At 38.0% G+C, this 14,867-nt stretch carries 13 protein-coding genes; 3 read left to right on the forward strand and 10 right to left on the reverse strand.

The features are described 5' to 3' along the window. Positions 1-30 precede the first annotated feature (30 nt). The 4 genes from BN999_RS19510 to BN999_RS19525 form a co-directional block, all read right to left on the reverse strand. Positions 31-933: a Gfo/Idh/MocA family protein gene (locus tag BN999_RS19510; protein WP_096274307.1), complete on the reverse strand. Its 903-nt coding sequence runs from the start codon at positions 931-933 to the stop codon at positions 31-33. Positions 934-1,016: 83 nt separating this feature from the next. After that, positions 1,017-1,820 (reverse strand): carbohydrate ABC transporter permease, encoded by an 804-nt coding sequence (locus tag BN999_RS19515; RefSeq protein WP_096274309.1) that lies wholly within the window; start codon positions 1,818-1,820, stop codon positions 1,017-1,019. Between the two features lie 14 nt (positions 1,821-1,834). Further along, positions 1,835-2,767: a carbohydrate ABC transporter permease gene (locus BN999_RS19520; protein ID WP_176482049.1), complete on the reverse strand. Its 933-nt coding sequence runs from the start codon at positions 2,765-2,767 to the stop codon at positions 1,835-1,837. Between the two features lie 70 nt (positions 2,768-2,837). After that, a complete protein-coding gene (locus tag BN999_RS19525) occupies positions 2,838-4,079 on the reverse strand; it encodes a sugar ABC transporter substrate-binding protein (RefSeq protein WP_096274311.1) in 1,242 nt (413 codons plus the stop codon). 349 nt (positions 4,080-4,428) lie between these two features. Here BN999_RS19525 and BN999_RS19530 point away from each other — a divergent pair, with 349 nt between their 5' ends. From BN999_RS19530 to BN999_RS19540, 3 genes are all read left to right on the forward strand, one after another. Next, positions 4,429-5,058 carry a YesL family protein gene (locus BN999_RS19530; RefSeq protein ID WP_096274313.1) on the forward strand — a complete coding sequence of 210 codons (630 nt, stop codon included), beginning with the start codon at positions 4,429-4,431 and terminating at the stop codon, positions 5,056-5,058. A 237-nt stretch (positions 5,059-5,295) separates the two neighbouring features. Beyond that, entirely contained in the window at positions 5,296-5,868 is a 573-nt protein-coding gene (locus BN999_RS19535; protein ID WP_096274315.1) for a sigma-70 family RNA polymerase sigma factor, read from the forward strand. Further along, complete coding sequence (locus BN999_RS19540; RefSeq protein ID WP_096274317.1) at positions 5,868-6,950, forward strand: DUF4030 domain-containing protein; 1,083 nt, start codon at positions 5,868-5,870, stop codon at positions 6,948-6,950. The genes BN999_RS19535 and BN999_RS19540 overlap by 1 nt, the downstream gene beginning before the upstream one ends. 59 nt (positions 6,951-7,009) lie before the next feature. Here BN999_RS19540 and BN999_RS19545 read toward each other — a convergent pair whose 3' ends face one another. The 6 genes from BN999_RS19545 to BN999_RS19570 all read right to left on the reverse strand — a co-directional run bounded on the left by BN999_RS19545 (position 7,010) and on the right by BN999_RS19570 (position 14,708). Then, positions 7,010-8,605 (reverse strand): FAD-dependent oxidoreductase, encoded by a 1,596-nt coding sequence (locus BN999_RS19545; protein WP_096274319.1) that lies wholly within the window; start codon positions 8,603-8,605, stop codon positions 7,010-7,012. Further along, positions 8,602-10,236, reverse strand: a complete 1,635-nt coding sequence (locus BN999_RS19550; RefSeq protein ID WP_096274321.1) for an alpha-glucuronidase family glycosyl hydrolase — start codon at positions 10,234-10,236, stop codon at positions 8,602-8,604. Before BN999_RS19550 ends, BN999_RS19545 begins: the two co-directional genes overlap by 4 nt. Positions 10,237-10,247: 11 nt before the next feature. Beyond that, entirely contained in the window at positions 10,248-10,952 is a 705-nt protein-coding gene (locus BN999_RS19555; protein ID WP_096274323.1) for an endonuclease/exonuclease/phosphatase family protein, read from the reverse strand. Between the two features lie 279 nt (positions 10,953-11,231). Then, positions 11,232-11,798, reverse strand: coding sequence for an REP-associated tyrosine transposase (locus tag BN999_RS19560; RefSeq protein ID WP_096274325.1), 567 nt, complete (start codon positions 11,796-11,798; stop codon positions 11,232-11,234). Positions 11,799-12,096: 298 nt separating this feature from the next. Further along, complete coding sequence (locus BN999_RS19565; RefSeq protein WP_096274327.1) at positions 12,097-13,257, reverse strand: M20 metallopeptidase family protein; 1,161 nt, start codon at positions 13,255-13,257, stop codon at positions 12,097-12,099. 56 nt (positions 13,258-13,313) lie between these two features. Further along, positions 13,314-14,708, reverse strand: a complete 1,395-nt coding sequence (locus BN999_RS19570) for a YfcC family protein (RefSeq protein WP_096274329.1) — start codon at positions 14,706-14,708, stop codon at positions 13,314-13,316. Positions 14,709-14,867 lie beyond the last annotated feature (159 nt).

Here is a 14,867-nt window from a genome sequence, read left to right on the forward strand (position 1 = left end):
GAGCCTCTCTCACGCACCATGGAGGCTCTTCTATAGACGAACAACTTCCCTAGTTTCCCGACTTTCATTAGCCGCTTCAATAAAACGTATAATCTCCACCGTTTCTTCTAACGGTACACGGGTTATTCCATCCCGAAAGAATCCAATAATCTCTTCCAAAAGACTAGCATAGAATGGTTTATCATCTGGCCTAATTACAACAAACTCGGTACCATCCTCATAATGAATTACCGCTCCAAACTGATGATTACCAACCCTATTCCCTCGAATCGTTCCAACTCTGCCATCTTCCCATACAGCTGTTATACTATCGTGTTCATCTAGTTTAACTGCCTGTATCGTATCTACACCTCGACCCATAATCGTATAAAGCATCTCCACAGTATGAATTCCATACCAAAATAGGCCAGGTATTTCTTCCAATACCTCCATCGGACCAAAACAGTCTGCCCCTACTATTCTCCGGTGTGAATGTTTTTCTAGTAATCTTGTTAATGCTTCTGCATAACGTAACGCTGATGTACTCATTATCGGAGTTTGAAACTCCCTGCAAAGCCGTAACATCTCTTGTGCCTCTTCGGTGTTCAGCGCAAAAGGTTTATCCACGAAAATCGGCTTTTGATAGGACACCACCTCTTTAAGTTGTTCCAGATGAGTACCTCCATCTACCGACTCTATTAGAATAGCATCACATTCCTCAGCAACCTTTTGTATGGAATCTGTAATGGGCACTCCATATGTCTGCCTCATCTCCTCCGTGAATCCTTTTAACCGGGAGCTACTAAGGGAAAGATGCGGGGATCCTCCGGGATATGCTAACGTAACACGAGCACCAGCAATATGATAATTTTCGTCTTGATGATGCAATAATTTAGTAAAGGCCGTAACATGGCTAGTATCTAAGCCAATTATGCCAAGTTTTATTTCGTACATCCCATACACCCTCTAACTAGAAATTCAGGGAAAGCAAAGAAAGGCACCTCATCCTATTAGGACGAGGCACCACCCTAGTCCACTTATTTAAGACCAGACATTTGGATCCCTTCCGTGAAATAACGTTGGAAGAATAAGAAAATCAAAAATGTAGGTATAAACGACAAGGTTGAACCTGCCATCTCAATACCAAAGTTTCCTTCCTTACCTAGTAATGACGCAAGTCCGACAGTTACCGGATACATTTTTTCTTGTGTCATAAAGATAAGTGGTTGGAATAAGTCATTCCAATTGGAAATAAATGAGAATGTACCAACCGTCGCGACTACCGGTAATGATAGCGGTAGAATAATCTTGAAGAAAATTTGAACATCATTGGCACCATCAATATATGCTGCTTCTTCAAAGTCATTCGGAATACCTTGTAGGAATTGACGTACAAGGAACACACCCATAATTCCCCATAATTCCGGTACGATCAATGCCCAGTAAGTGTTGATCCACTCAAATTGTGCAAACATAATATATTTCGGGATGATTAACAATTGCTGTGGGATCATAATAACGGCCATGAATACCCAGAAAATAGTCTCCCTACCCGGGAACTGTTTCTTCGCAAATATATATCCCAAAATAGCACATAAGAACATCTGACTAAATACCGGTATAACTGTTATTACAACCGAGTTAAATATCCAGCGCATAAACACACCATCCCGGAAAATGTACAAATAGTTACCTAAGGATGGATCTTCTGGAATCCAGAAAAACGGGTCCAGAAGTGCATATTCAATTTCCTTCAGTGAGCCAAGTAGCATAATGAGAAATGGCAACAGAAAACTAAATGCAAGTATAAATAATAATAAGTATTTAATAATCTTTTTCATGCTTCTGAACCCCCTTAGTAGATTGCTGTATCCTTGCCAATATATTTACGTTGAATTAACGAAACAATTAAGATAATAAAGAATAAGGCATAGGATAATACAGCTGCATAACTTAGGTTCAAGTTAGTAAATCCTTGCTGATAGAGATAGAACACAATGGTAGTTGTTGCATAGTTCGGCCCACCACCGGTTAATAGATACGCAGAATCAAAGATTTGGAACGAACCGATTGTTGTAATAATAGCAACATAGAAGTGGATCGGCTTTAGTAATGGAAAGGTAATCTTCCAAAAAATCTTTGACTTTGATGCTCCATCAATTTTTGCAGCTTCATACAATTCCTTAGGGATCGACTGTAGCCCAGCAAAATAATAAATCATCGTACTCCCTGCTACCTTTAAAATACTAAGTCCAGCAAGTACAATTAGTGCTTGACTAGAGTCCGATAGAAATAATTGAGGTTCTATGCCAAAAAAACCGATAATCCAGTTGATTAGACCAGATTCTGTACCACGGAATAACCATCCCCATAATCCAGCAATGATAACAAAGGATGTAACAACTGGCAGAAAGAAAATTCCTTTAAAGAACCCAGCAAAACGCACACCGGAATTAATAATTAACGCAAGTATTAGCCCTAAAGCCATAGTCGGTACAATATAGTAAACGGAAAACATAAATGTATTCCAAAGCGCTTTCCACGCTAGTTTATCCTGGAAGAAATGCATCCAATGTTTCAAGCCAACCCATTCATGGTTTCCGATAATTTTCCAGTCCATAAAAGTAAGAACAAAACTAAATAAAAAGGGAAAAACTTGAAATATCGCAAAGTGGATTAAGATTGGAAATAAGAACAGATAAACGATGGCATTTTTACGAAAACGCTCTTTAAAAGGTAATTTATTCTTCTTTTTGTTTATGTTTGGATTGTTCTTCTTCAGTGTCATCACCTTATTTCCTGTATAAGATAAGACAGAGTGAGCATGTTGACTTTACCCCCTCTGTCCTTTTCCTACATTATTGGCTTACAGCAGCTTCGATTGCTTCTGCTGCAGAATCAGCTGCTTCTTGTGGTGTTTTCTTACCTTCCATCATCGTCTGTAATTCAGCTTGAATCATCGGCATGATGTCACGTCCTTTAGGGTGAATAACACCAGGAAGTGCATATTGTGTATACGATGCTAATTGAGCTAGGTATGGCTGCTCATCAAAAATATCCTTCGCAGATTCTCTAGTTGGAATGTATTGTGTAACTTCATTAAATGTACGTTGGTTGTCAGCATTCGTTAATACTTTTACAAACTCAGCTGCAGTGGCAGGGTTATCCGTGTTAGAAGGTATAACAAACATACCAACTGTACCATATGTTACTTTTTCTTTATTTTCTAATGGTGAACCAATTACGAAATCAATCTCACCATTCTTTTGCAGATTGCTTAACGTAATACCAGATCCAAGTACAGCTAACATGTCTCCACTATTCCAAATTGCATCATGTTCCATTGCTGTAATAGAATCTTCTGGAATCCATCCATTTTCATACATATCGTTAACAAAGGTAAATGCTTCTACACCAGCTTCGTTATTGATTAATACTTCATCATCCTGTGTTAACACTTCTCCACCAGCTTGCCATAGGTATGGATATAGTGTTCCATTCATGGAACCCCCACCTTGGAAAGTTGTTGCATAGAAGCCATTTGCTTTTGCTTTTTCTGCCCAAGCTTTAAACTCATCCCAAGTCTCTGGTAGATTCTCAGGATCTTCTCCAATTGCTTCGATTACTTCTTTATTATAAAAGTAAGTATAAGCTTCTTGTAAGATTGGTAGACCATAAGTCTTGTCTTGCCATTTAGTAGATACTAAGGCCGTATCAACAAAATCGCTTAAATCAAAGTCTTCTAGATAAGGATCAAGTTCTAAGAGCATTCCTTCATTTGCATATTGTGGCATTTGGTCTGGAATTGCATAGAAAACATCAGGACCATTATTTGCTGCAAGTGCTGTTAGTATCTTTTGGTCTCGGTTTGCCCAAGGAATAACTTCAATCTTTACCTCAGCATCATGTTCTTCTTGGAAACGTTTTACAATGGTATCCCACATTTCTTCTTCTTTCTCTGCATCACCTGTGTAAGGATGAACCCAAACTGTTATTTCCCCACCAACTTCTCCTTCTGCTTCATTACTAGCATCATCAGAACATGCTGCCATAACAAGAAGGAAGCCTAGTAGTAAGACAAGCAAACTAAACTTTTTCATATTGAATCCCCTCTCAAACTTTTTGTTTTCAAGTCATAGTCAAATCTAGTAAGTACTTGCTATTCCTTTTTCAAACTGGATCAGATCATGCACACACTTGTTGTAAGCGTTAACAATTAACATTAAAAATAAATTCCGAAATAGCCCATTACCGGAAAGCATCATTAGAAAAGTTTGACTTGACTGAAATTTTCATTTACTTATATCACTATCTTATTTCTTTTCCTAACAATAGACAAGTCTATAAATTGTCTTTAATTCACTTATTGAAATATTGTAGAATCTTGTAAAAAATGTTTGAATGAAAGTTAGCATACAGTGTATAGTTGTGTCGTAGAGGAGTGAATACATGGATAGATTTTACATACTAGCTACATGGATGCTACGTTTAGCGTATTTAAATATATTATGGCTATTCTTTACTTTAGTCGGGCTTGTTTTCTTTGGATTATTTCCAGCAACCTCCGCCATGTTTACGATTACTAGGAAATGGATTTTTCTTGGAGAACGGAATCTGAAGTTATTCAAGACGTTTTGGACTGCCTACAAACATGATTTTCTGAAGCAAAATGGATATGGGTTGATTTTCCTACTAGTGGGCTACTTTATTTATTACGACATTACATTCATCCAGTTGAATCCTGGAAAGTTTTCATTCCTAATCCCTGTTATTATTCTAATATTTACAGGATCTATGATTACATTGCTATTTTTCTTTCCGGTCTTTGTACATTTTAAACTATCATTCTTTCAATATATAAAACAAGCACTACTTATTGGCATCTCCTCCATCTTAGAGTTAGTTGGGATGATTGCTAGTATATTCCTTTTATATGGGATGGTTGTACTTCTACCAGGAACCATTCCACTATTTACAGGAAGTGTTTTAGCAGTTGCGATTACATTTTTAAGTCAACGAGCATTTAAAAGAATTGCAATTAAAAAAGGAATAGCAGTAGATGAAACAAGTGTGGAATAGTCTACACTTGTTTTATTTTATTACTTTTAGACTAAATTAATCTATGTCTTTTGGAGGAATTTGGTTGTCTACCATTTATGGACTAATTAGAGACACATGTAGGGACTTGTCCTTTTTAGAAAGAAGTATATAAATAATTTTTACTAGCTAATAAACTAAAGTGAATACTTTTTTAATAATAAGTGAAACCAAAAACAACATAGCTATGTCTAAAAAGTGTAAGAAAGGAGGCACACAGTGGGAAACAAAGATTTGCATGCAATCTACCCAAAGGATGACATTGATATCGATATCACTAAGAAAGAAAATACAATAGAGATACTAATGCAGCGATACTCCGAAAAGGTTTATCTCCTTGCCTTTTCCTTTGTGAAGGACCGCGGATTAGCTGAGGACATTTCCCAAGAGGTATTCCTAAAGACTTATAAATATTTAGATCGTTTTAGAGGAGAGGCCGCTATATCATCCTGGATATATCGGATTACTGTTAATACATCTAAGGACTTTTTGAAGAAAAAGAACTTGAAACAGATGCTATTACAGGGGCGCATCCTGGAAAATTTCAACAAAACAGAAAGCACGGAGACTTCATTTCTTAAAGAATCCCGGAATGAGGAGTTACTACAAGCTATTTTGTCTTTGCCTATCAAATATCGAGAGGTCATTATCCTCCATTACTTTTATGATGTAAAAGTTAGTGAGCTTTCTACTGTATTAAAATTGAATAACGATACGGTAAAAACCAGACTCTCAAGAGGAAGAGACTTATTGAAACGTAAAATTGAAGACAAGGAAGGAGAGATATTTTAGTGAAAAAGAAGTCAAAAAAAATTTATGAATATTACCGTGAGAATTATTTTAATGATGAAATAGCGAATCGAATCAAAGAAAATGTTCAGGAAACGATAAGAAATTCGGAACTAGACGGGCCAATGAAGAAACAAAAACTTAGTGTTGCAAGAAAGTTTATCTATGCAACTGCAGCCTGTCTTGTATTGTTCGGGCTTTTTGTGGGGTCTGCATTTGTCTCACCAGCAATGGCAGAGGTTGCCTCTAAAATACCATTTTTAAGTAAAATTTTCGAACAAGAGCCGATACATGAAGTTCTTACAAAGGAACTGAATAATAAGGGCTATGATATTGCTGGGACTGGATATACTGTCCAAGGTAAAACATATCATATCACGGTAGCCGGGTCAGAGGAATATTATAACCAAGTAAAAGATGACATTAAGAGATTGGCAGAAGAGGTTATTACTGCACGGGGTTATGATAGTTTTAAGGTTGACGTGAACATGGTACGAAAACTAGAGTCTGATGCCGACTTCAATCCAGAAAATGACCCTAAATATCAACAGAGCCAATTAGTAAACGAGGTATTAAATAAAGTAATACCTTACTTACAACAAGAAGGATATAATATTGACACATACGGCATAAGCTTTCCTAGTCCTGACTCAGAAGAGCTTAGACTGGATTTGGAAATTGAAGATACCGAAAAGCGAACTGAAGAGATTGAAGCAGCAATCGTTGAAGAGATAGAAAAGGAAGGTCTTGCTGTCGATTACACCATCAAGTTCCACCCGTTTAATGTACAAGAAAGAGAAATTGACCAGAAATGGACCACTGAAATACTGCCAGTAATTTGGGAAGGTATATTGAGTAATAAAGAATTCAAAACAGAAGGTGTTGGGTACTCTTATAAGGATGGCACGATGAACTTGTATTTCAAAACATCCATCGATAAATCAGACAACGATGCACTAGAACTAGCAAATAGAATCGAAACAGCCATCGACGATTTCCTACAATCTGATGAGTTAAAAGAACTTGTTGGCGATACTCCTTACAAAGTCGTCGTACGGGATGAAGATGGTAAAGAAATAAAGTAACGTATAAAGCACTGCATGTTGATGGAAATCTATCAACTGCAGTGCTTTACTAAACATTATTACTCTTTTCCAAAGGTTTCCTCCATACGTTTCAACGGGTCATCCTCAATAGAAGAATCCCATTCTAGTACCTGTCCTTCTTCGAGCAATAACAGTTTAAGTTTTGAATAACTCACATCTTGAACCGCAATCCCTTGCATAGCTGCCAAGGCACAAGCGGTACCAACCGATTGCCCAAGAATCATAAATACAGGTTCCATTCGAATTGAACCAAAAGCGATATGGGAACTTGAAAGACATACTGGTACAATTAAGTTTTGACACTCTTCCCTTTTCGGTAATACAGCTCGGAAGGATATTGGATATGGTGAAATCGGAATCTCCACATCCCCCTCATTTACTACTTTTCCATCTAGAACCACTCGCCTACAATGATGGGAATCCATTTGATAGGATGCAAGTCCGATAGAATCCTCTACCACTACCTCCCCCAAACAGTTTCGATCTGTCATGACATAGTCCGTAATCATCCTTCTACTTTCTCGTATATAGAGCTGTTCTGGCCAATGACCTGTCTCTTCAAACTCATCTTTACTAAGACCCCAAGCAGCTACTTCATCGCGAATCTCCTGGGGTACTCGTTGATCATTGGCAAGAAAATAAAGCATACCCAATTGGTAATTTAAATGATCCTGAAATAGTCGCTCTCTCTCATCATAGCTTGCCTCTGGCCACTCATGATTCATTCCAATATAATCCGTTGAGAAACCACCATAATTATTCAAATCCGTCTTCCCATTCACAAGCATCGTATGTAAATTCATCGCATCCCAAACACCACTTTCGAAATAGCGCAGTAATAACTCATATCTCCCTGGATGATAGTTGGGTGGCTTGGGAAATGGAACCAGGTTAGATTCATCCTTTGTTAAACACAGGCGGAAATTATAAGCTTGAATCCGGTGATCACTAGAGCCTTGAACTTCTTTTTCTGAAGTAGTTATCTCCGTAATCCCTTCTAGAAGTCCACTATTTGGATTTCCAGGAATGACATAAGGATCAATCTCCGTCTTAAATTGATGATGTGGATGACCAAACTGGACACCATTATAGGTCTCACCATAAGTGGCATTCGACTCACGCCCAACCGTATAAGTGATTCCTGCCTTTGCCATTAGGTCTCCTTCATAACTAGCATCGATAAAATAATCCCCTTGATAAGTTGAGCCATCTTCCATCGTAATTATTTTGATCCTACCATCTTCCACATGAACATCTTGTAGATGTTGTTTTAGGTATACGGGTATTTCATAGCTAGAAAGCCAATCTTGGAAGACTTGTTTAGCAACTTTTGGTTCAAATGTCCATTGTTCGTCCTTACCGTAATAGCCACCAATTTTCCGGTAAAATTCACGAGATAATCCTCCAATGGCTTCCTTCGCACCAAAATCCGTGGCACCTAATCCATTAGAGGTAATTCCCCCAATATGGTTACTGAATTCCGCTATGATGACATCTAACCCCTGTTTTTTTGCCTGTATAGCAGCTGTAATCCCTGCAGGTGTTGCGCCATAAATAATAAGTTGTGCTTCATATTTTCTTGAATATATTTGCTTAGGCTTTTCATAATATATTGGAAAATGCTGTTCACTCATTGCTTGTTCCTCCATTTATCTCGTATCAATTCTAATGTCACTTTAATATGGTGCAAATAGAATAATAGATTCTCTTCTTGAGTAAAGCTTGAAAAATTATCATTCTGTTGAATTGGTATTAACGATGGATCTAAGTTTATAGATTGTTCTTTAATAATGCCTAATACATCGTCTAAATAACTTACTATTTCTGATACATTACTCAATTCCGTTACTTTTTCCGGGTCGATTACTCTAGCAGGAAAGAGTGGAATATTGTATGCTGTATGGCTTGCTAGTTTTCCTTCTAATTGACGTAAGACCTCGCGATAGAAATTAGCACGTTCCCCAAAGGAGTGAAAGAATCGATCAGATAATATATGGAAATCCTTTCCCCAACTAAGTCCTGCATAAAAGTAATGGTTCATCATTTGTACCCATTTCCATGCGTACCTGACTTCTAAGCTATCTTGTTTTTGATGAACAGGAACTATTAAATTCAATACGCCTTCTACACCAAGGTCCTCGTACACCTTCATATCCGCTTCAATTCGTTGCATGAGTGGAGGGAATAATTCACTTAGCATAAAGTGGTCACTATAGTATTCTAGTACGGTTAAAGAAGTGTGTTTTTGGTCTACTTGTGCTTTCCAATCCTCTAATGCTTGGTATGCTCTGGATTGGTTTTCTTCTTGGGTTAGTAATGACTCTCCATAATTTCTACCCCAAAATGCATAAAGCACATCCACTTCTGAAGATGGCTGTGTGTTCATATTACGTTCAAGCATATTCCATTCTAATCCTGCATTGTAAACGATATGCTCTACTTCTACATCTAAGTGATTGGTTGAAAGTCCTTCTTTCAAATCTTCCACAAAAGAAATATAATTCGGCATAAATGTCGAATAATCCTTTTCAGTTATTCCTACATCCTCCGGCCATAAGGAGATACGACGAACAATAGGGTTTCTTTGGCAATTTGCAATAATTTGCTGAATCACATATTCTTGAAGTTCACTTCCTTTAGAGAAGAATGCAGCTCCTTCCTCTAGTTCCTGGACCTTTTCTCCGAGTAAAAAGGATAAACTATGGCCACCTAGTGTAATGTTAAAATTTCGTTTTTCCAACTCTCGATATAAATAGGTCCCAATTTCATCCCATAGGAAGAATGTAAAAAAGAATTCATTCAAGCCATTCTTCGTTCCCCAATCAATTAATTGTATTATATATTGTGGGTCGCGAATGGTCTCAACTATTGTTCCTCTTCTTTTTAGTCTAGGATTATAGACCTTCGTTTGGATGTCTGTTGGAGTGAAGTCATCCTGGACAACTTCTTTTAATCCGACAAAACGATAACCTAATTGTTCCTCGGCATATTGATATACACCATAAAGTATTGCACGCTCAGACTCCCCCACAATATACACGTCTTCATTAATCTGCGTGATGTAAAAGCCATCCGAAGCTAGTTGCAACTTCTCCAATTGGAAATCTTTTTCTAGCATGAGTATGATACGTCTTTCCGTACTTACAAGTAAATTTACTTTATTGGAAAACTGAATAGCTAGATTTATATTCAATTTCATATGTAATCTTCTTAGTTCCGCTACAGCAAACAATATAGTTTGATGGTTAGAAAAGTAAATGATCATGTTTAGCACTCCTATTGTGATTCCTTAATTTTGACCTTTGCTAATACAAGGAGATGATCAGATGCCATGGATTGGATAGCTTGCTCCCGGATTTTCTTAAGCTCTTTTGAGGTGAAAATATAATCTATTCTTTGCGTTGGATTGTTTGTAGGAAAACTATGGAAAGGTTTATGCATCGCTACATTCAATAAAGACATTTTCTCCAGTAAAAGTAATTCGTTACTTCCTGGCTCTGCATTAAGATCTCCCATGACCACAAAAGGTTCTTTGATATGTTGTATTATGCTATGTATGGTTTGTATTTGTTCTAATCTTTCCGAAGTGGATAAGCCTAAATGTACATTAAATATGTGAACATGTCTTCCGTGTATCTGTACTTTTGCGTGGAGTAAGCCTCTTTGTTCCTGAACACTAGGAAGTAAATAATGGTTAACGTTGGTAATTGGATAACGACTTAAAATCGCCAAACCGTATTGCCTGTTTTCAGTGTGACCCTCTTCAGGTCCATAGTTAAGGTTCGCACCGTAGCAATATATATATCCAAGTAACTCAGCAAGTATCTTCGCCTGATCCTGATAGTCACTTCGCACACTAAAGTAACGATCAACCTCCTGTAATGCAACAACCTCAGCATTCGTCTCCTGAATAACCCGCGCAATTCGACCTAAATCTAACACAGCATCCATCCCAACACCATGATGAATATTAAAAGTCAAAACCCTAACCTCCAACCTAACATCCCCCCAACCAACACCTACCTTAAATGTACCAGAAACAAAAGTCTTTTAAATGTCTTTAAGAGAGTGGCGCCTGGTTCTGAGGTGCCTGTCACTCCCCGACTTTTGTCGAAAAAAATCCATTCCAATAGCAGTTATTGGAATGGACCATAAAAATTTTCTCAATACTCTCTATCAAGTGGATAAGACATATTTCCCCTTTATACTACAAATAACAAATTATTTCCCCGGAAATATTCGACATTTATTCCTAAACCTTTATACAGAAATCTCCTCTGTTTCTTCTTGTTTCTCCATAAATTCCTTATACTTCCTTCGCTTCTCCATACCATCACCTGGGAAATATGCTAAAATTTCATCCATTGCCAACATCTCATTCCCTAACGTGTGCAAAAAATACCGGTAGCTACTCCAGGGGTATTGCTCAGGATTTTCCACCATCTTTGCTTTAACTGGATTTAGGTGTATGTACCTGCTAACTTTTATCATTCCTGCACCAGGTTCGACTATTTCATCATAATACCGTCTTTCAAACACATGACCACTAAGTTTGTATTTTGTATTATAATAATCGGCGTATCTTTTATTGATCAGTGACATCACCTTTGATATTGGTTGATCTTTGGAACGTAATTGTAAGTGAAAGTGGTTGCTCATGAGGCAGTAGGAAGCAAGTTCGAAAGGGGTTTTCTGGTGGATTGTTTGAAGTAAGTAAAGAAAGGTTTTATAATCACCTTTATCCATAAAGAGGTCATCTCGTCTATTCCCTCTACAAACAATGTGGTAGAACGCGTTCGGCATCCATATTCTTTTCTTTCTTGGCAATATTGAACTCCTCCTTTTGATTATTCATTCCTAAAATAGCCTATTGGTATCTTCACGTCAAAACTCTAAAATTAGGAATTGCCCTCTCAAACGGGGACATTTATCTAAATATGCGTCCAGTGGTGAGAACTTTAGTCAGAATAATACCCTAGAAATTACATTTTGTTAAAAAAAGCTATTTGATTTAACTTAGCATGAAAACATTCATACTCATAAATCAAATAGCTTCATTTATTTATTCGACAAAATTCGAGCTATTTCGGGGAGTGACAGGCACCCCCAAACCAAAACCCCAAACTTACATCACCAATGATATAAACATCTTCCCTATATTCAATATTGCTCTTTCGTCGATATTGAATTTGGGATGGTGGTGTGGGTAGACTGCATTTATTTCTTTGTTTCTGCCTCCTACGGTGAAGTAGACACTTGGTACTTCTTTTGTATAGTAAGCAAAGTCTTCGCTTCCCATCATTGGGGAGTCGGTTAATACATTTTGCTCACTAAATAATCTTTTGGCTACTTCCATCACTCGTTTTGTTTCTTCAGGATTGTTATAAATGGAAGGACAGTCTTTAATATATTCGATATCCACTCCTGCACCGTTCGCAGCACAGGTTGATTGTGTGACATTTTTCAATGCTTCTTCAATTACAGTACGCGCTTCCTCGTCAAAGGTACGAACGGTTCCCTTAATTACTGCTGTATCGGGAATAATATTATTTCCCTCTCCACTATGGAAGGAACCGACTGTAAGTGCTGCTCCTTGGAGTGGATTAACTCGACGACTTACAATTTGCTGTAAATTAACTACTAATTGACTTCCAGTTACAAGAGGATCAATGGTTAAATGTGGTTGATTCCCATGTCCACCTCTGCCATATACCGTAATGTTAAAATCATCTTGAGCAGCAGAGAAATACCCTTCTTTCACACTGACCGTACCCAGTGCCTCCGTTGACATAACATGGGCTCCATACATGACATCCACACCATCTAGTGCACCATCTTTAATCATTGGTTCTGCTCCACCAGGAGTCACTTCCTCGGCAAATTGGTGAATAAATTTAACCGTACCAGGAATCTCTTCCCGATGCTCAGATAGGACTTTGGCAACTCCTAGTAATGCTGCAGTGTGAAGGTCATGACCACATGCATGCATCACTCCAGGGACACGAGATTTAAACGGAACATCTGTCTCCTCATGAATTGGCAAGGCATCGAAGTCTGCACGTAAGGCAACCGTTTTTCCTGGCTTACCGCCTCGTAGTGTAGCCACAACTCCTCTACCACCAACCTCAGTCCGTACTTCCAATCCAAGATCTTCTAAGTACGCTGCAATCTTTTTCGGTGTTTGTACTTCTGTATTTGAAAGCTCGGGATACATATGAAAATCACGACGAATTTCTACTAACTCTGGATAGATACTTTCTAATCTATTAAACAATTTCTCTAACATTCTACTTTACCTCCGGTGACTTGAATCAGGGCAGGTGCACTGCCCTTTCTGTAAATTTACCAAATAAATAGATGTGCCACCATTACAAAAATGGCACCCAAAGCATATTGAATCAATACTAATGGAAGAATCCATTTCATCCATTTAATCCATGGGATTTTAGCAAGGGCAAGAGAAGCCATTAGTACTCCAGCCGTTGGTGTGAACGTGTTAGAAATCCCATCACCATACTGAAATGCAAGTACGGCTGTTTGGCGACTAACCCCAACTAAATCACCAAGTGGCGCCATAATCGGCATACTAATCGCTGCTTGTCCACTTCCAGACGGAACAATAAAGTTAAGCAGACTTTGCACACCGAACATGCCAATTGCAGCTAATGCTGTCGGTAAATCAGCAACGGCATTAGAAATATGGTAAAGAACCGTATCAATCGTATTAGAGTCTTGTAAAATTCGTAATACACCATAGGCAAAACCAACAATTAATGCACCCTGTACCATTTCTTCGCAGCCCTTTATAAATGCATTAGCCATGTCATTCAATCTAAATTTTGCTATTAAGCCTACCACTATTCCCATAATCAAGAATAACGCAGCAATTTCCGTGATATACCAACCTTCTAAAATTACACCTAGCGCCAATCCAACAATGGTAAGCCCTAGCACTATTAAAATAATAATCTGTCTTTTAGTTAATGTCTGCTGCTGAACATCCACTCTTATATCCCGCTTCTGATCAGCTGCAAACATGATACTTCTTGCTGGGTCCTTTTTAACTTTTCTAGCATATAGCATCACATAAGCAATGGTCACTCCAACAAAGATTAACCAAAATACAAAACGAACGCCCATCCCAGAGAATGTCGGTAGTCCAGCAATTCCTTGTGCCACACCGACAGTAAATGGATTCATAAATGCTGCTCCGAATCCAGCATATACCCCAACGATAATCATAGCTGTTCCTGTGATGGAGTCAAATCCCAATCGCATTGCTAATGGAACTGCGATTAGAATAAACGGGATAACTTCCTCTGCCATCCCCCATGTTCCGCCACAAATGGCCAAGAACACCATGATAAACGGTATAATTAAGATTTCTTTTCCATTTAATTTATTTGTCAGCGTGCCAAAAGCCGCTTCAATTGTTTTCGTTGCCGTTAAAATACCAAAGGCCCCACCAACGATAAAAATAAAGAATATAATACCTGCCGCATCGACCATACCTAGATGCAACGATTCAAATAGTTGCATAAACCCAGTTGGGCTAGCTTCCATAGTTTGATAGGTTCCATCCACAACGAGGGAACGACCGTGGTCATCAACCGTTCGTTCATATTGTCCTGCCGGTATGATATACGTTAAAACTGCGGTAATCACCATTAATCCAAATAAAATAATAAAACTATGTGGAAATTCAAATTTTTTCCGATTTTCTTTTTGTGTACTCATGATGCACATCCCTTTCCGTGTTTAACTTTTTGGGTGTGCATAGAAAACTTGGAGAAGTATGTATGTTGAACATCCCTTGTTTCAACAAGTCATTCCAATACAGGGCCCATTGTATTAGAACACTTAAGAAAACAAAAAAAGACAACGATAGGAAAATAA

The sequence above is a fragment of the Paucisalibacillus globulus genome, from assembly GCF_900184735.1.
Classification (GTDB): domain Bacteria; phylum Bacillota; class Bacilli; order Bacillales; family Amphibacillaceae; genus Ornithinibacillus; species Ornithinibacillus globulus_B.